The sequence below is a fragment of the Thermostichus sp. OS-CIW-33 genome, from assembly GCF_054059615.1.
Genome location: NZ_JBSSCH010000001.1, coordinates 217370 through 233603 on the forward strand (window position 1 = coordinate 217370; position 16234 = coordinate 233603).

At 58.4% G+C, this 16234-nt stretch carries 17 protein-coding genes and 1 pseudogene; 8 read left to right on the plus strand and 10 right to left on the minus strand.

Annotated elements, in window-relative coordinates:
- Positions 1-248: 248 nt before the first annotated feature.
- From ACVWZG_RS01115 to ACVWZG_RS01125, 3 genes are all read left to right on the plus strand, one after another.
- Positions 249-1673: a form I ribulose bisphosphate carboxylase large subunit gene (locus ACVWZG_RS01115; protein WP_011434138.1), complete on the plus strand. Its 1425-nt coding sequence runs from the start codon at positions 249-251 to the stop codon at positions 1671-1673.
- Between the two features lie 66 nt (positions 1674-1739).
- The gene (gene rcbX, locus ACVWZG_RS01120; protein ID WP_414349604.1) at positions 1740-2147 is read left to right on the plus strand and encodes a RuBisCO chaperone RbcX; all 408 of its coding nucleotides are present in this window, start codon (positions 1740-1742) and stop codon (positions 2145-2147) included.
- Positions 2148-2155: 8 nt separating this feature from the next.
- Positions 2156-2488 carry a ribulose bisphosphate carboxylase small subunit gene (locus ACVWZG_RS01125; RefSeq protein WP_011434136.1) on the plus strand — a complete coding sequence of 111 codons (333 nt, stop codon included), beginning with the start codon at positions 2156-2158 and terminating at the stop codon, positions 2486-2488.
- Positions 2489-2809: 321 nt separating this feature from the next.
- Here the strand turns inward: ACVWZG_RS01125 and ACVWZG_RS01130 are convergent, their stop codons facing one another.
- From ACVWZG_RS01130 to ACVWZG_RS01140, 3 genes and pseudogenes are all read right to left on the minus strand, one after another.
- Complete coding sequence (locus ACVWZG_RS01130) at positions 2810-3568, minus strand: TIGR00297 family protein (RefSeq protein WP_457404918.1); 759 nt, start codon at positions 3566-3568, stop codon at positions 2810-2812.
- Positions 3569-3662: 94 nt separating this feature from the next.
- A pseudogene (locus ACVWZG_RS01135) lies at positions 3663-4216 on the minus strand (IS5 family transposase); the annotation flags it as partial.
- A gap of 98 nt (positions 4217-4314) precedes the next feature.
- Positions 4315-5679 carry a serine/threonine protein kinase gene (locus ACVWZG_RS01140; protein ID WP_457404920.1) on the minus strand — a complete coding sequence of 455 codons (1365 nt, stop codon included), beginning with the start codon at positions 5677-5679 and terminating at the stop codon, positions 4315-4317.
- A gap of 134 nt (positions 5680-5813) precedes the next feature.
- Between ACVWZG_RS01140 and ACVWZG_RS01145 the strand changes: the two genes are divergently transcribed.
- Both ACVWZG_RS01145 and ACVWZG_RS01150 read left to right on the plus strand, forming a co-directional pair.
- The gene (locus tag ACVWZG_RS01145; protein ID WP_414343837.1) at positions 5814-7385 is read left to right on the plus strand and encodes a photosystem II high light acclimation radical SAM protein; all 1572 of its coding nucleotides are present in this window, start codon (positions 5814-5816) and stop codon (positions 7383-7385) included.
- 129 nt (positions 7386-7514) lie between these two features.
- Entirely contained in the window at positions 7515-8342 is an 828-nt protein-coding gene (locus tag ACVWZG_RS01150) for a DnaJ domain-containing protein (protein WP_457404923.1), read from the plus strand.
- Here ACVWZG_RS01150 and ACVWZG_RS01155 read toward each other — a convergent pair.
- From ACVWZG_RS01155 to ACVWZG_RS01170, 4 genes are all read right to left on the minus strand, one after another.
- Positions 8339-9034, minus strand: a complete 696-nt coding sequence (locus ACVWZG_RS01155) for a chorismate pyruvate-lyase family protein (protein WP_457404925.1) — start codon at positions 9032-9034, stop codon at positions 8339-8341. The two genes, ACVWZG_RS01150 and ACVWZG_RS01155, sit on opposite strands and share 4 nt — an antisense overlap.
- Before the next feature lie 132 nt (positions 9035-9166).
- Positions 9167-9670 (minus strand): AbrB family transcriptional regulator, encoded by a 504-nt coding sequence (locus ACVWZG_RS01160; protein WP_414330730.1) that lies wholly within the window; start codon positions 9668-9670, stop codon positions 9167-9169.
- A complete protein-coding gene (locus tag ACVWZG_RS01165) occupies positions 9667-10116 on the minus strand; it encodes a Fur family transcriptional regulator (RefSeq protein ID WP_414343835.1) in 450 nt (149 codons plus the stop codon). Before ACVWZG_RS01165 ends, ACVWZG_RS01160 begins: the two co-directional genes overlap by 4 nt.
- 29 nt (positions 10117-10145) lie before the next feature.
- Positions 10146-10469, minus strand: a complete 324-nt coding sequence (locus tag ACVWZG_RS01170; protein ID WP_011434128.1) for a DUF1825 family protein — start codon at positions 10467-10469, stop codon at positions 10146-10148.
- 150 nt (positions 10470-10619) lie between these two features.
- Between ACVWZG_RS01170 and cobT the strand changes: the two genes are divergently transcribed.
- Complete coding sequence (gene cobT / locus ACVWZG_RS01175) at positions 10620-11747, plus strand: nicotinate mononucleotide-dependent phosphoribosyltransferase CobT (protein ID WP_457404927.1); 1128 nt, start codon at positions 10620-10622, stop codon at positions 11745-11747.
- Here the strand turns inward: cobT and clpS are convergent.
- From clpS to ACVWZG_RS01190, 3 genes are all read right to left on the minus strand, one after another.
- Positions 11696-12001 carry an ATP-dependent Clp protease adapter ClpS gene (gene clpS, locus ACVWZG_RS01180; RefSeq protein WP_011434126.1) on the minus strand — a complete coding sequence of 102 codons (306 nt, stop codon included), beginning with the start codon at positions 11999-12001 and terminating at the stop codon, positions 11696-11698. The two genes, cobT and clpS, sit on opposite strands and share 52 nt — an antisense overlap.
- A gap of 177 nt (positions 12002-12178) precedes the next feature.
- Positions 12179-14020: a hypothetical protein gene (locus ACVWZG_RS01185; protein WP_457404930.1), complete on the minus strand. Its 1842-nt coding sequence runs from the start codon at positions 14018-14020 to the stop codon at positions 12179-12181.
- 140 nt (positions 14021-14160) lie between these two features.
- Positions 14161-14556, minus strand: a complete 396-nt coding sequence (locus ACVWZG_RS01190; protein WP_414349609.1) for a hypothetical protein — start codon at positions 14554-14556, stop codon at positions 14161-14163.
- A 124-nt stretch (positions 14557-14680) separates the two neighbouring features.
- Between ACVWZG_RS01190 and ACVWZG_RS01195 the strand changes: the two genes are divergently transcribed.
- Both ACVWZG_RS01195 and ACVWZG_RS01200 read left to right on the plus strand, forming a co-directional pair.
- Positions 14681-15349, plus strand: coding sequence for a RibD family protein (locus ACVWZG_RS01195; RefSeq protein ID WP_414522722.1), 669 nt, complete (start codon positions 14681-14683; stop codon positions 15347-15349).
- Positions 15350-15968: 619 nt separating this feature from the next.
- Positions 15969-16169, plus strand: coding sequence for a DUF2811 domain-containing protein (locus ACVWZG_RS01200; protein ID WP_414413207.1), 201 nt, complete (start codon positions 15969-15971; stop codon positions 16167-16169).
- The last annotated feature ends 65 nt before the right edge of the window (positions 16170-16234 follow it).

Consider the following 16234-nt stretch of genomic DNA (forward strand, 5'->3'; position numbering starts at 1 on the left):
TCCTTTCCGCTGGGTTTGCAAATCCAGGGAGTCGAAGCTAGTGATTGAAGGCGCTCGAAAAGAAGGGTTTAGGGCTTCCATCCGCCGGGATGAAGAGTGTCTTAAAGCCCAACTTTGGCCTCATGGTTGTGGGGCGGTCTTATTCACGGAAACTCGGCGGTCTCGAGTTTTGGCCCTGAGTTTTTCCTCTTGGTTGCATCCGTGAAGGGCATTTTCTGGTTCTGTAATTCGTTCAGAGGGAGATCAACGTGGCCTACTCAGCAACCCAATCCAAAAGCGGCTATCAAGCCGGGGTGAAGGATTACCGACTCACCTATTACACTCCCGACTACACACCCAAGGATACCGATGTCTTGGCCTGTTTCCGAGTTACCCCTCAACCGGGCGTTCCTCCCGAAGAGGCGGGGGCAGCCGTGGCGGCTGAGTCTTCGACGGGCACCTGGACAACGGTATGGACCGATTTGCTTACCGACTTGGATCGGTACAAAGGCCGCTGCTATGACATCGAGCCGGTTCCCGGCGAAGACAACCAGTACTTCTGCTTCGTCGCCTATCCGCTGGATCTGTTCGAGGAAGGCTCGGTGACCAACATGCTCACCTCGATTGTGGGCAACGTTTTTGGCTTTAAGGCCCTAAAGGCGCTGCGGCTGGAAGATGTACGAATTCCGGTGGCCTACCTGAAAACCTTCCAAGGCCCTCCCCACGGCATTCAGGTGGAGCGGGATAAGTTGAATAAGTATGGCCGTCCGCTGCTGGGCTGCACCATCAAACCCAAGTTGGGCCTTTCTGCCAAAAATTACGGGCGGGCCGTGTATGAAGCTCTGCGGGGCGGCCTGGACTTCACCAAAGATGACGAAAACATTAACTCCCAGCCCTTCCAGCGCTGGCGGGATCGCTACTTGTTCGTGATGGAGGCTGTCCACAAGGCCCAAGCGGAAACCGGCGAGATCAAGGGCCACTATTTGAACGTGACGGCGCCCACCTGCGAAGAGATGTTCAAGCGGGCCGAGTTTGCCAAGGAGTTGGGCGCCCCTATCATCATGCACGACTACTTGACAGCTGGCTTCACTGCCAACACCAGCTTGGCCAAGTGGTGCCGGGATAACGGCATTCTGCTGCACATTCACCGGGCCATGCACGCGGTGATCGACCGGCAGAAAAACCATGGCATCCACTTCCGGGTGTTGGCCAAGTGTTTGCGCATGTCCGGTGGCGACCACCTGCACTCTGGGACGGTGGTGGGCAAGTTGGAAGGCGACCGCGCCATCACGATGGGCTTTGTGGATCTCATGCGGGAAAACTACGTAGAGGCCGATCGCTCCCGCGGCATTTTCTTCACCCAAGATTGGGCTTCCATGCCAGGGGTGATGCCAGTGGCTTCCGGTGGGATCCACGTTTGGCACATGCCGGCGCTGGTGGAAATCTTCGGCGACGACTCGGTGCTGCAGTTTGGCGGCGGAACCCTGGGACACCCCTGGGGCAACGCGCCGGGCGCAACCGCCAACCGGGTGGCCTTGGAAGCGTGTATCCAAGCTCGTAACGAAGGTCGAGATCTGGCCCGCGAAGGCAACGACATTATCCGGGAAGCAGCCAAGTGGTCGCCAGAGCTGGCGGCTGCCTGCGAGCTGTGGAAGGAAATCAAGTTCGAGTTCAAGGCCGTCGACACCCTCTAGAGATCTGCTGGGGGCAAGGGATCCCCACGGCTCTCTTGCCCTACTGGCTCCCTCCCTGGATCGGCAATGGATCTGAAACAGATCGCCAAAGACACCGCCAAGACCTTGATCAGCTACCTGACTTATCAGGCGATGCGCACGGTGCTGGCTCAACTGAGCGAAACAGATCCCCCCAGGGCTCTTTGGCTACAGCAGTTCTCCGCTCGGCAAAACCTTCAGGATGGGGAAGCCTACCTGCGGGCTTTGCTGGCTGAGCGTCCTGAGTTGGCCTATCGCATCATGACCGTTCGTGAACACATTGCTGCGGAGGTGGTCGATTACCTGCCGGAAATGGCCAAAGCCGGCATCCAGCAAGCCAACATGGAGCACCGCCGCAATCATCTAGAACGGATCACCTCAGCAACAGGATCCCTACCCGTTACCCACCCGGAAGCGGGATCCCCCCCACAAAACCCTAGACCCGAAACGGAGTGATACCCATCATGCAAACCTTACCGAAAGAGCGCCGCTACGAAACCCTCTCCTATCTGCCGCCGCTGACGGATCTGCAGATCATCAAGCAGGTGCAGTACATCTTGGATCAGGGCTACATCCCGGCCATAGAGTTCAACGAATCGTCTGAACCAACGGTTCGCTATTGGACGCTGTGGAAGCTGCCCCTGTTCAGCGCCACTTCTCCCCAGGAGGTGCTCAGCGAAGTGCAGGCTTGCCGCAGCGCCTACCCCAACTGTTTCATTCGCGTGGTGGGGTTCGACAACATTAAGCAGTGCCAAGTGCTCAGCTTCCTGGTCTATAAGCCCAGCGGCCTGCGCTAAGGGAGCTCTGGTCAGCGAAAGGGGAGAGCTTCTCCCCTTTTGGTCAAGCCTCCTGGCTTGACTTCTTTGTATGGCCGTTCTCGGTGGCACGGCAATAGAGACCGTGGTTCGGTAATGGTCATGTACAACGTTGCCGTCAACGGGCAACCGGGGTTGGGAACCAGCCTCGTTGGTCTCGGATGTTGCAGCACTCCTTCAGAGACCTGCGGGTCTATGAAGCAACTGGGACAGAGGAAGGGACAAAAACCTCACTGTTAAGGGGATGGGGCACTAGAAACCCCATCTGCCTATACGGTGGGGTAGTTCATGGTGACCCTATTTCTAGGATCCGATGCCCATAAGGGATCCCAGCCCTACCGCCAGAAGAGCGGCCAGGGTTGTTTGAATACTGTTTACAACTTCGTTGGTCATCCAGGCCAAACGGGGTTGTAACACCACTCCCATCCAGCTTTCCGCCAGGGTGGCCAGGATCCCAGCCAGCCAGCAGATGCCCAACCAAAATGGGCTTTCCCCCACCCACTCCCCGCCAATCCCCCAGGCCAACCCGGCCATCCCTGCCGCTGCCGCCACCCCCGCCAGGGATCCCTCTAGGCTTACAGCTCCTTCTGTGCCTGCCGGCACCGGCTGCAAGGTGGTGATCAAGAAGGTCTGACGTCCGTAGGCTTTCCCCACCTCGCTGCTGACGGTATCGGCCAATTTCGCTGCAAAGCTGGCGCTGTATCCCAACCACCACAGGGGATGCGGGAAGAAAGCGTATCCTAGCGCACATACTGCCCCGGTTAAAGCGGATCCCCAGACGTTCTCCGGCCCTCGCGCCCCCTCTCGCTTTTCGGCGATCCCCTGCGCCTGCTTGCGCCGGATCCCCAGTTTGGTTACGGCTGTTCCCACTAAAAAATAGGCAGCTACCACCGCGTAGCCCCGCCCCCCCAGCCCCCCCCACACCAGCAGGCCCAGCAGGCCCGCGTGGATGACCCCTGCTCGCGTCAAAGCCTTCTGAGGGCTCAGCAGACCCAGCACCACCAGAGCCAGGTTGAGCCAGAGTGCCACCCCCCACTGACTCAGAAGCCACGCTTGCCACATATACCCTTAAACTTTAGCCACAGCAATTTGGCCAGATAATTCTCAGCACAAGCACCAATATAGCAATCCGTGTTAAATCGCAAAAAAATCTTTTATCGACTAAATGCCTCTCCCTGTAAACGTGCCGGTCAAATCTCCCACCACCCTCCTATTCCTCTTAGAAGGAATCAGCACCCGGCCTTCCCTTGTCTATCCTCTCCCTGAATTCCTGAGAATCTTATCCCCTATCACCTTCGTATGCTCTTCTTGCCAACTCTCTGGTAATGCCTCTGCTTGGGTAATATCCTGCTTTGCCCTGCTGTGATTCTAAACACTAACGGCTTCCCCAAACCATCCACACTCACATGGATCTGAGTGCTGTATCCACCTCGACTCCTCCCCAAAGCTTGCTCCCCTTTTTTTGCGGCTGCCCAGGGGTGAGCACGAACGACAGTTGAGTCAAGGATAAGATGCTCTAAGTCAGGGTCTTTCCCAAACTCCCAAGCAACTCCAGCGATGGAATCTCTGGTGTATCATTTTCCATATCTTTTTGGGAGGTAGCGCCACGGGGATCCAGAGCGAGCTATTACAGCAGGCCTTGGATAAACTGTTTGCATCCTGCCTCTTTGCCGATGTGGATCTGGATTCTGTTTTCAGGAAAGCTATAATTTTTTGCTATTTTATTTGCTGTGATCTGCAGCAAGATAACTCATCAGACCTTACCCAAAAACTGTCCTTATCATAACTAAATGCAAAAAACCTAACGACTACACCTTTTGCCGTTCAACTGGGATCTTCAGCCAACGGCTTAGTTCCGAGGCCAACCACTCCAGCTCTGGCTCCTGCAAAGGGATCCCCGCTCCCAACTCGTATTTGCGGTTGCCCGCCCAGATGTTCAACTGTGGGCTTTGGCGTGGGATCAGCTCCAGCCGGTCAATATCCCATCGCCGACTGGGGGGAACGTTGCGAAACCTCAGGCCAAGCACCTCGTGAACCAGGCGAATGTATTCTGTGTCGATCCGTAGGTGGGCCTTGCCGAATAGGCCGTAGAGGATCCCGCCCACCATCCCCAACCCCACCGTCCAGAAGGGCAGGGTGAACAGGCCAAACACCAAATTGGCCGGAAAAGGCGCAAGCCCAACCGACGTGATCGTGAAAAAGGTGATGAAGGAGTTCCAAGCGATGGCGAAAGGCAGCAACGCCAAAACACCGATTTGCCGGGCCGGGATCACCACCTGAAAGGTCTGTTCGGACTTGTGCAGTTGAATCCGGCTGCCTGCTGGCTGTCGAGTAGGGACTGCTGCTGCGTCTGAGGGAATCAAGGCGGGACGACGATCCAAATGCTCCAGCGCCTCCAGGGCCTGCCGGGCGGAAGCAGGACGATCCGCCACCACAGGTTCCGTCATCCACCGCAGCCAGTCGCGAAAGGGCGGGCTCAGTTGCACCGCTTGCTCGAACGCAATCCGGGATCCCTCCTGGGGCAGATCCGCCGGGTGTTGGCCGGTGAGCAGGTGAATCAGGGTGGCACCCAGGCTGTAGAGGTCGGAAGCGGGCACGGTTCTGCCGCCAAATTGCTCCAGGGGCATGTAGCCGTAGCTCCCCACCACGGTGTAGGATCCCTGCTCCCGTGGAGCAGCCGCCTGAACCGAACCAAAGTCCACCAGATACACCTGCTGGTCGGATCCCAAGAGAATGTTGCTGGGCTTGAGATCCCGGTGAATGACGGGGGGATGGAGTTCGTGCAGGTAGACGAGAATGCGCAGCAGCTTTTGCGCCAGATCCCGCACCTCCGGCTCGGCAAAGCGCCGCCCTTGCTCCATCCACTCCTGTAGCGAGGGGGCTTCGATATAGGTTTGTACCAGCGCTAAGCCACGCCCTCCCTTGAGGCTGATCTCGAAGTGGTCACGGTATTGGGGAATGGCCGGATGGGAGAGGGTTTGTAGGATCTGGGCTTCCCGCTCAAACAGTTTCAGGTCGGCCCAATCGAAATCTGGCCCGAAGAGCAGCAGCTTGATCACAACCCGCTCTGAGGTGAGGAGATCCTGCGCCAGATAGGTATGTCTGCCGCTGCGCTTGCTCAATCGCCGCTCTGGCCGATAGCGACTGTGCCAAATTGGACGCTCTGGAGCCATATCCCCTCCTCAGGTCTGACCCTGCTGGTTGTTTCAGCTTTAGCTTATCCTTGTCCCTTTTGGATCCCTGCCGCCGCGCCCCTCAAAAACCGACTAGAGTGAGTGAAGAGATGTAAAGTAAGCTCTCAGGTTATATGGCCTCGAACCTGAAGATTCAAAAAATCCTCTATGTGCGGCTGCCCTGCAACCCCATTTTTCCCATTGGGGTGGTTTATTTGGCCGATCACGTCCACAAGCTGTTCCCCCAAGTTGAGCAGCGCATCTTCGATATGGGCACCTTCCCGCCCCTAGATTTTCGCCGCCGCATGCTGGAGCAAATCGATCAGTTTCAGCCGGATTTGCTGGTTTTCTCTTGGCGAGATATTCAAGTCTATGCGCCGGTGAACGGGCGGGCCGGCAACCTGTTGCAACACTCTTTTGAGTTTTTCTACGCCCGCAACCCCCTGAAAAAATTGCGGGGATCCCTGAATAGCCTCAGGCTGGTGCTGGCCTACTATGGCGAGATTTGGCGCAACACCCGGCTGGTCTGGCAGGGGATCCGCAGAGCCAGGCGCTACAAACCTCACGCTGAAGCGGTGTTGGGGGGTGGGGCAGTCAGCGTCTTCTACGAACAATTGGGCCGCTACCTGCCCCAAGGCACCATCATCTCGGTGGGGGAAGGAGAAACGCTGCTGGAAAAAGTCATCCAAGGGCAAAGCCTAGCCACAGAGCGCTGCTATCGGGCCAAGCTGGAGCAACCTCGCCCAGGTTTGATCCACGAGCCGCCTCAACCTCTGCAAAAAACCGCCTGTGATTACACCTACATCACCGCCATTTGGCCGGAAATTGACTACTACTTAGAAGGGGGCGACTTTTACATTGGGGTACAAACCAAGCGCGGCTGCCCCCACAACTGCTGCTACTGCATCTACACCGTCATCGAAGGCAAGCAGGTGCGCCTCAACCCTGTGGATGAGGTGATCCGAGAAATGATGCAGTTGTACGAGCGAGGAGTGCGAAACTTTTGGTTTACTGACGCCCAGTTTATCCCTGCCCGCCGCTACATTGAGGATGCGGAGGAATTGCTGCAGAAAATCCTTGATGCCGGCATGACCGATATTCGTTGGGCTGCCTATATTCGGGCCGACAACCTCACCCCAAAGCTGGCCGAGCTCATGGTGAAAACCGGCATGAGCTACTTCGAGATCGGCATCACCAGCGGATCCCAGGAGCTGGTGCGCAAAATGCGCATGGGCTATAACCTGCGCACGGTACTGGAGAGTTGCCGCTACCTCAAACAGGCAGGATTTAACGACCTGGTTTCGGTCAATTACTCCTTTAATGTTATCGACGAGCGACCGGAAACCATTCGGCAAACAGTACGGTATCACCGCGAGCTGGAAGCCATCTTTGGTCGCGACAAAGTTGAGCCGGCCATCTTCTTCATCGGCCTGCAACCCCACACTCATCTAGAAGATTTTGCTCGCAAAATCGGTGTTATCGACGACCGCTTTAACCCCATGCACATGACTCCTTGGACGGCGCGCAAACTGCTCTGGAACCCAGAACCCCTGGGATCCTTTTTTGGGGAAGTGTGTCTGGAAGCCTGGGATCGCAACCCCCATGATTTTGGCCGCGAGGTGATGGATATCCTGGAGCGTCGTCTTGGCCTGGCAGAGTTGGAAGAAGCCCTGAGCGCGCCTCTAACAGGGGTTTACGTGTCTTAGCTCTTGGGCCAGCAGCCTCGCTGAACCGGGCAGGATATGCTGGTCCGAAAGGAGGGATCCCTGTTGGGGTAAGGTGGCTGGCCTTCGAAGGCAGCCGGTTCTCCCTCTGTTCTGCAACCAACTGCTCCCATGCCTACTCTGCCTGCTTCCCCCACCTACTACCAACAGCTGGGGCTTTCTCCCCAAGCCAGCCTGGAGGAGATCAAAGCTGCCTACCGCCAGCGGGCACGCGAACTGCACCCGGATCGGTTGCCTGCCGATATCCCCGCAGGGTTGCGGCAGTTGGCCCAGCGGGAGTTCCTCCAGCTACAACACGCCTACCGAGTTCTCAGCGATAGCCAGCAGCGTCGGGCTTACGATCTCAGGCTCATGTCCAAACCCTTGCCTCCTCATGCGCCGGTGCAGGTGGTGCTTGAGCCGACTGCGACCTCTGTCAGTTGGCTCGCCCTCTTGAGTGCTGGACTGATAGGGGCTGCTCTGTGTTTGGCGGGCTTGGCCCTTTGGAATGCCCTCAACCCGGCCCAAGACTTGGACGCAGCCGGCAGAGTGGCCCTCCAGGCTCCTGCCAACCCGGATCCCTCTCCCTCGCCCAGGCCAGACTCCGGATGGGATGGGGATCTGCCCGCAACCTCTTCAGAGACGATGACCTCGGCCCCGGCTAGTCTTTCTGAAGCCACCTCTCCACCTTCTTCTGAGCAGATTGACCGCTTTGCCCGCACCCTCCTGGCGGTGCAACCTCTTCTGGAGAGCACCCAAAATCGCCTCCAACAGGCCAACAGCAGCGAGGAACGTCGGCAAATCGAACAACAGTTTGAGGCTGCTGCTGCCGAGATCATCGTCGCCCATCAACTGACCCCAGAGGACTATCAGCGCATCTCCGCCAGCGCCCAATTGGATCCGCAGGTGGCAGCCGCCATCACCGCAGCCGTGCGCCGTTGGAGGTCTCCGTCGCGCTAGCGGGACAGGGCCCTTGCGGCCAGCCGTGGAGAAAACACCTCGTAGATGACGGTCAAAGGCTGGCCCCTGTGCAACAAAAGATAATGCCTAGCCCAGAAGGGACCGGGACACTGCAGCAGCCGGGCAACCGGGTCTGCCTCGCCGTGGTAAAGGCCGCGCAGCTCGCGAAAGGTCTCCAGTTTTTCTTGGATCAGATTTTGGCCGATGGGCTGATCGGGATGGGGCAAGTATTGGGCCAAATGTTCGGAGTTCCACCAAGAGGTGGCATAGAGCAAGGGCTGTTGAGAGGTTACTCCGCACAGCCAAACCCGCCGCCGCATCAAAGGGGATCCCAGCCGCCCCAAATCTCTGGCCAGCTGTTGCATGGACTTGGGGGCAGTGCCCTGCTCTGCCTGTAAATCAACCCGGCCCGTGTCCAGCAGATGAGCCTGAATCGGCTCTTGGATCAAGGCAGCAAGATTACGGGTGGTAAAGCCATCCCCCAAAAGCAGCAAGCGCAGCACGGGATCCACCTGCACCAGCTCAGGCTGTACCGGGTCTGGCTCCCCCTGCCAATGCAGCTGTAGAGGCCACCAATCGCCTTGGCCAGAGGAGACATTCCCCAAAGAGCCATCTGCAGAACAGAGAGTAGCGCTCCAAGGGGATCCGGCAACGTCGGCATGGCAGGTGAGTGGAGAAGGGGAAAGTTCCAAGGCAGCGGTTCAGTTGTTAAGTTCTGTATCGCCCTTAGTCTAACCCACCCACCATCTCTGCTCCGAGGACTTTCGTGACATACTCCGGCACTCATGCTGATGCACAGAGGGCGGGGCTTCCCGGCGGTCTAGCTAACTCGTGCCCGGCTGAACGAGCAGTCGCACCACCCAGGGGACGACCACGACGACACTGATCAGGCGTGCCAAGTGCATGACCACCACTGTGCTGGTTTGGGCTCCCATGTCCAGGGCTATCAGGCTCATGTCGGAAATGCCTCCTGGAGCTGTGCCCAAGATGGCAGTCAAGCGCTCGATCCCCAGCCAACGGGAGATCAGGTACCCCGACAAGACCCCCGTGCCCACCGCAATCACTGTACAGAGCAGGGCTGGTCGCCACAGATCTTTCAGGGCCAGAAGCGTATCGGCAGTGAGCTTAGTACCCAAAAGAATGCCCAACACCACCTGCATGGCAAAACGGATCCCGGCTGGGGGAGCGGGAATTGGGATCGCCCCCCAGACATTCACCAGACCCACCGCCACCATGGAGCCCACCAGCGCTCCTGCCGGAAGCCTCAGCTTGACCCCGATCAGGGCGCCGGCCAGCCCGATCAACACCGTCCAGAGATAGCTCATCATTTGGGCTTAGCTTTGAGAAAAGAGGAACGCTGTGAGTCCGGGCTTGGCCCAACCCCTCTACGGCACTGGGCACAGACGCCGTAGAAGTCAAGCACATGGTACTCGATCGCAAATTGGTATCGGCTGGAAAGCTGTGCCTCCAAATCTTCCACCGGACAATCGGGCAAAGGCACCACCCGCCGACATTCGGTGCAGATCAGGTGGTGGCGGTTGTGGCCATTGCTGGGCAGAACCTGGTAGTAGGTCTGCTGGTCTCCCAAGTTGACCGCTTGCAGCTTGCCCTCATTGCGCAGAGCATCCAAAACTCGATAAACCGTGGCCAGACCGACGGTGTGGTTGGCATTGCGCAACTCCAGAAAGATCTCTTGCGCCGAAAGGGGCTGCGACTGCTGCTCTAGCACCTCCAGAATCAATTTCTGGTTGCGGGTCTGGCGGGAAGAAGACATGATCCCTTCGTGTAGGTCGTTCTTGGGGGTCAACGCTCAGCGTCTGCCTCAGCTTTCATGCGCTCTAGGGTCTGGTGCATCTGGTCAAACATTTGGGTCAGGGAGAGCCCAAACCCCCCAAGCTGAGTTTGCAGTTGTTTGATGGTCATTTGAGCCATAAAGTCGTCGGAGAGTTCCAGCCGCTTCATGAAAATGCGCTGGCGCTCCAGCAACTCCTCCATCTGTTCGATGAAGATTTTTTTGCCTTCCCGGTCGAATTGGCCGTACCGTTGACCAAGCTGCATCAGGTTTTGGAAATCCTGAAACAGTTGCTTGGCTTCCTCTTGGACGATCTCAGAGTCGAAGAAGCTCATGGCCTTCCGTTTGCCCTGAATAAACTGCATTGGGTATACCCATCCTATCCCAATCCGATTGCCTCAGCAGGAGGCAACCCCTCCTGCGAGTACGGGATCCCGCCCTTCTGGCTCAGGATAGACTCTGGCTTGTTTGCCTCGGTGTCCGGTATGCTTCCGTTTCCTTGCGTTAAGGCTTACACTCAGCCGGCTGTGGCCCGGCGGTGGTGCGAACGGGTGCAGGGATCCCGACCTCTGTTTCTGGCCTGCTTGGGGTTTACCGAAACGGCTCTTGTTCCGGGCATTTCGGCTGCCGGCGCTACCCCCTCCTTGCGTCGCTACACAGCTCTTGCCGATGGGGAAGTGTTGCTGGCGGGCCATTCTCACCGCTTGCCCACCTCTCCGGATGGCTATCCTTCCCCAGTGGTGATCAGCTGCGCCATCCTGAGGGATTTGGGGATCCCGTGCCGAGTGTTCGATTGTGGCTTGCCGGAACCTTTGCCGGGGGCAGAAATGGTGAGCTCTGGGGGAGTGGCCCGCTGCTTGAGCACAGGACAGGCTCTGTCTTTGGAGCAGGTGGGATCCCTTTGGCAAGAAGGGTACGACCGCGGATCCCGGCTGGAGCAAGGCTACTGTGTGATTGGAGAATGCGTGGCAGGGGGCACCACCACGGCGCTGGCGGTGTTGTTGGGACTGGGGTGGGCAGCAGAGGGCATGGTAAACAGCAGCCACCCGGTCTGCAACCACGCCCAAAAGCTGGCCTTGGCCCGGCAGGGATTGGCCCGTCTGCCAAGGGGAGCTTCTGCTGCTGAGGTGGTGGCGGCAGTGGGGGATCCCATGCAGCCCTTTGTGGCCGGGTTGGCGATGGGCGCAGCGCAACGGGGAGCGGTGCTGCTGGCAGGGGGAACCCAAATGTTGGCGGTGCTGGCCTTGATGCAGCGCTGGGGGGAAGAGCAGGGGATCCCTTGGCCCCCGGAGAACGTGGTTGTGGGAACCACCCGCTGGGTGGCAGAGGATCCCTCGGGCAATACGGTGGCCTTGGCAGAGTTGTTGGGGGTTGCTCCCCTTTTGGCCACCCAACTGAGCTTTGCCAATAGCCGCTATCTGCCTCTACAGGCTTACGAGCGGGGCTATGTCAAGGAAGGGGTGGGGGCGGGTGGGCTGGCCATTGCCAGCAGCCTTTACGCCGGTTGGGGCCAAGCGGAGCTGTTGGCAGCAGTTGAGCGCAGCTACGAACGCCTGGTGCTTCAGGCCGGCTCCAAGGGGGCCATGGTCAACCCCTCCCGCAGCAATTGCTGATGGTAGAGCTCCGCCTGTTCTTGAGGGCCGACCCAAACAACTGCTTGCCCTTCGGCATCCACCTGCACGGTCAGTTGCCGCGCTAGGGGCAAAGTCATGCCGGGGATGTATTTCAGCAGACATTCCGTAACGTGCTGAAAGGTATTGAAATCGTCATCCAAGACGATCACCTTGAAGTGGGGGTAGGGCTGGCGAACCTGGGTTCTCGAGGGCGAGAACTGCTGAGCAGGTCGAGTTGGAGCTTCCGTAGTCATAGCAGAAGAGATCGACACAACTACCGAGTAACTTGGGTCTCTCAGGGGTGAGAAACCGGTCGCTTCTGATGATCTATCTCTATCTAGTTTCTAGTCTAATTGGCATCTTGTTGGCAGCTTGTGTCTGTATTCGGATCCCTTGTCGGTCGTTGGCGTCAGCGATAGAGCATGGTTCCTCTAAAGCTCTTCCCGCAGCGGGCGGCGGGGCTTTTGCCCGCCGAAGTGGCGCTCGAAATACAGGGCAGTGGCCCGGCGTAGAATCCCGGCTTGGGCAAGGGCCTGACACAGGGATCCCCCTGGCGGCAGGTGCTTCTGGATCTGTTCGATTTGGGCGGCGCTGACCAATCCAGAAGCCTTGAGGTAATCGGCCACGTGGCGTCCCCCCGCCAGTTGAACGGAGTAGCCCCCTTCGCTGAAAAATTTGACGGTCTCCGGCTTGAGGCCACTGTGGTGGGCCAGCACATCCGTGAAGGTGCCCCCTTCCTTTTCCCAAGCGTGAATGACGGTTTCGATGCCGGCATTGTCGATCAGGCCAGCCGCCCGCAATTGGGTCAATACCCGCTGTACCCAGGGGGTAGCCCGCTGTAGAGCTTCCAAGTCCTCTTCCCCCAAATATTGCTGCGGGGGCAATTCGCTTTCTGGGGCACTCAGCTCGGCTGCCCAGTCGGCTACGGTCAGGGCCTTGAGATCCTCTGCCTCTGGCCGGGCTTTCTCTGGAGCTGGGGTCGGTGCAGCTGCGGGTGGGGAAGTTCGTCGGGCTTCGGCTAGCGCTGCAGCTAGGGCACGGTTTTCCACTTGAGCCGCTTGCAGTTGGGCCTGGAGCTGGCTCACTTGGGCTTGGGCTTGCTGCAAGCGATCTTGAGTTTCTCGCAGTTGGGCTTGGGTTTCTTGGAGCTGCACTTGCAGGCGGTGGGTGGCCTCGGCAGCTTCTTGGCGAACGTGGGCCAGGTCGGCAGTTAAGCGCTGTTTCGTGGACTGGGCCAGTTGGAGTTGGTGTTGGTGCTCCTGCAGCGACTGGTTCAGGGCAGCCACTTGGGCTTCCATTTGCTGCAGAGTATGACGCAGGTGGGTTTGCTCTTGGAGCTGCTGTGCCTGATCCTGCTGTATCTTCTGCTGCTCCTGCAGTTGGGATCCCAGCTCTTGCAGCTGGTGTTTGGCCTGAGATTGCCATTCTGTCAACTCGTGGCAGCGGCGACGTAGGATTTCCAGCTCTGCTTGGGCGGCTTGCAGTTGCGCGGATCCCTGAGCTTGCTGAGCTTGGAGTTGCTCCTCCAGTTCCCGAATGCGCTGCTGGGCAGCCTTTTGTTGTTCAGTGCCCTGCTGGATTTGGGCTTCCAATTGGGCAATGCGCTGCTGCTGCTCCTGCTGGCGGGCTTGATAGTCGGCAACCTGCTGCAGCGATTGTTCGACCAGGAGCTGTTGCTGCTGCCGCTGCTGCTCCAGTTGCGCTTCTAAGATGGCAATTTGCTCTTGGTAGCGCTCCAGCTGGGCTTTGTATTGCTGGGTAACTCTGTAGGTCTCTTGGGCTACCTGTAGAGGGGAGACATAAAGAGGGGGCTGATCGGGAATGGTGGACCACTGCTCCACCATCACCTCCCAACTGTTGGCAGCTCCTTTCTGGCGCCGCAGCCGCTGCTGCTTGTCCAAGGCCCATTCCAACCAGTGGGGTTGTACCCAGCCCTGCTGCAGCAAGATCTCCCCCAGCTTGCGCTCCGGGTGCTGCCGCTGCTGAATCAGGGCCTGATGGATGTGCTCCAGCTCCAGATACCCATGCAGCATCAAGATCTCGCCGATACGCACCAGTTCGACCGGGATCAACGGATAGAGATCTTGGGGGGCAATCCAGCCGTGCTGCATACACAGCTCCCCCAACATCAAGGGGGTATCGGCCTTTTCCCACATGGCCTGAGCCAGTTGGGCGGGGGTGAGCAGTCCTGCTCGGTTGAGAGCTTCTCCCAAGCGGATCTCGAACCTTTCCTGCTCGATGGCGGTTGGGGTGGGGCTGGTCGGCGGATTCATTGGGCCTCTCGGACGGGAAGAGTAAGCTCTGCTACAACTATCGTAGTGGAAAATCCTTAGAGAAGTAGCATGCTGCAACCGAAACGCATTTTGTCAAGCCGAGGATCCACGGATTTTGCCGGAAGGTCGCTTTTTAAGTCCTAAGAGGGGCGCTGTTCTTGGCTTTGGGCAAACTGTTGCAGCCGCCGCAGCATCAGCAATTGTCCCAAGCCCAAGGGCAGGAGAGAGACGGCCTCTACCCGCAACTGCACCCAGCCGTTCCCCCACAGCCAGTCACAGTAGCCATCGGCTCCTCCCCACATCAGCAGGCGCAGCCGTTCCGGCAGCAGGGTTTCCACCTGGTGCATGATCGAGAGGGGGCCCCATTGGGCCGCAAAGGTGCTGCCCAGCTCCAGCCTTTCGGGAAGGGATCCCTGCAGTTGCTGGGGCCAGATCCACTGCTGCAACAATCCCACCTCTGTCAGACAGCGCTGCACGGTCGATGCACTGGCCTCGACTTCAACCCGGATGGTGGATGATTGAAATGTTCCTAACATATCCGTTCCGCATGGGCGAGCTGGTGACCGGCACAACAGTCTGTGCCACGGTTCCCCCGGCGATGCCTGACTCTATTCTGGTCAATTTGTGGGGTTTGCCCACCCTTTCCCAGCGATCTTGCCTTTGAATCGTCCCCACTTGGTTGCCATCTTCGCCCAGAGCTTGGATGGAAAGATCGCAGCCCACCGAGCGCAGAGGCCCTCCTTCAGCAGCCCTGAGGACTATCGGCATTTGGAAACCCAAGCTGCTCAGCAACAGGCTTTGATCATGGGGGCAGCCACTCTGCGGGCCTACGGCACCAGTCTGCGTATTCGGGATCCCGAGTTGATCCAACGCAGAACCGCTCAGGGCCTATCCCCCCAGCCTCTGACGATCATCTGCTCTGGCAGCGGAGATATTCCTGAGGATTTGCCGTTTTTTCGCCAGCCCCTCACCCGTTGGCTGTGGACAACTCCCAAGGGATCCCAAATTTGGCAGAACCGAACCGGCTTTGAGGATATCTGGGTGGCTGCCGATTGGGATCTGCCGGCACGGCTGGCGCGCCTGCGCAGCTTGGGCATTGAACGGGTGGGGTTGTTGGGTGGGGGGCGGCTTTTGGGGGCATTTCTGCAGGCAGGAGCCTTGGATGAGCTGTGGGTTACCCTCGCTCCGGTGCTGCTGAGTGGATACGCCGATGCCCCTGCCAGCATTGAGGGTTGGCAAGTGCAGGGATCCCCGCCCCAGTTGGAGCTGCTGGAATGCCGCCGTGGCTCCAAGGAGCTGTTTTTGCGCTACCGAGTCGAGTGGCCCTGAGAAATGCTCTATACAAACACAAAAATTTTTGGACAAATTCAGATTTCCCAGAAATCCACAGGTTTTCCCCAGGCTTTCCACAGGCGGGCGGGCCGTTTTCCACAGGGCTTTTTCCTCGGGGGGCGGCATCGGGGGTTTCTGTGGAAAAGTTGAGGTGGGTAAGGTTCAGGCGACTACACCCTGAGAAACGTAACGGGATCGCGCCATTTTTTCCCATCCCATCAAGGCCAATGGCAGGCTTTTGTCCGGTTGGATCCCTGACTTGGGATTGACACCCCCCATAGGGCAGAGGGCAGAATAGCCCCACCTGAGGGTGAGTGGTGTGGAGATTTTCCCGAGCGCTCTCCTTAGAAAGAAAAGACTTCATCTGTTCTACGGCCCACGACAGGCTTAGGAACAGTTGTGAATGCCCTCCCTCCCATCCGCCGGGATAGGGGCAAGCTATGAACCTATATCGCTTGCTTTTCTTCTTGCGGGCCTGCTGAGGCCCCTAGCCTACCTAGGTTGGGTTTTGGTGTTGCGGGCTCGCTCTGTTCGGGCTGCCCAAGTTCTGGCTGTGGCCGCAGGTTTTGCGGGATGCCGTTTTCTCCCCTCTTGACCCCGAGTGAGTGGTTGGACTATGAGTTCTCACAGCGTCAGCATTTTGAGCGAAATTCCCGAGGAGCTGCATGACACCCTCAAAAACTACCTCTCTCGCCATCCCGACTGGGATCAGGATCGGGTGGTGACGGCAGCGCTCTCGTTATTCCTGCTCCAAAGCGGGGAGAGCGACCGGCGGGCGGCGCGCATCTACTTGGACAGCCTGTTTCGCCGCAACTGAGCCCCAAGGATGGCCCGTGAAAACCGGGGCAGTGGGAACCTTTTGTTAGCCTGGGTAGGGATCCT

Excerpts from the sequence above, each read along its gene's own strand:
- ACVWZG_RS01125 (WP_011434136.1), top strand. The coding sequence starts at position 2,156 with ATGCAAACCTTACCGAAAGAGCGCCGCTACGAAACCCTCTCCTATCTG.
- clpS (WP_011434126.1), bottom strand. The coding sequence starts at position 12,001 with ATGACTACGGAAGCTCCAACTCGACCTGCTCAGCAGTTCTCGCCCTCG.
- cobT (WP_457404927.1), top strand. The coding sequence starts at position 10,620 with ATGCTTCCGTTTCCTTGCGTTAAGGCTTACACTCAGCCGGCTGTGGCC.
- ACVWZG_RS01185 (WP_457404930.1), bottom strand. The coding sequence starts at position 14,020 with ATGAATCCGCCGACCAGCCCCACCCCAACCGCCATCGAGCAGGAAAGG.
- ACVWZG_RS01150 (WP_457404923.1), top strand. The coding sequence starts at position 7,515 with ATGCCTACTCTGCCTGCTTCCCCCACCTACTACCAACAGCTGGGGCTT.
- ACVWZG_RS01145 (WP_414343837.1), top strand. The coding sequence starts at position 5,814 with ATGGCCTCGAACCTGAAGATTCAAAAAATCCTCTATGTGCGGCTGCCC.
- ACVWZG_RS01165 (WP_414343835.1), bottom strand. The coding sequence starts at position 10,116 with ATGTCTTCTTCCCGCCAGACCCGCAACCAGAAATTGATTCTGGAGGTG.
- ACVWZG_RS01130 (WP_457404918.1), bottom strand. The coding sequence starts at position 3,568 with ATGTGGCAAGCGTGGCTTCTGAGTCAGTGGGGGGTGGCACTCTGGCTC.
- rcbX (WP_414349604.1), top strand. The coding sequence starts at position 1,740 with ATGGATCTGAAACAGATCGCCAAAGACACCGCCAAGACCTTGATCAGC.
- ACVWZG_RS01170 (WP_011434128.1), bottom strand. The coding sequence starts at position 10,469 with ATGAGCTTCTTCGACTCTGAGATCGTCCAAGAGGAAGCCAAGCAACTG.
- ACVWZG_RS01190 (WP_414349609.1), bottom strand. The coding sequence starts at position 14,556 with ATGTTAGGAACATTTCAATCATCCACCATCCGGGTTGAAGTCGAGGCC.
- ACVWZG_RS01200 (WP_414413207.1), top strand. The coding sequence starts at position 15,969 with ATGAGTTCTCACAGCGTCAGCATTTTGAGCGAAATTCCCGAGGAGCTG.
- ACVWZG_RS01140 (WP_457404920.1), bottom strand. The coding sequence starts at position 5,679 with ATGGCTCCAGAGCGTCCAATTTGGCACAGTCGCTATCGGCCAGAGCGG.
- ACVWZG_RS01160 (WP_414330730.1), bottom strand. The coding sequence starts at position 9,670 with ATGATGAGCTATCTCTGGACGGTGTTGATCGGGCTGGCCGGCGCCCTG.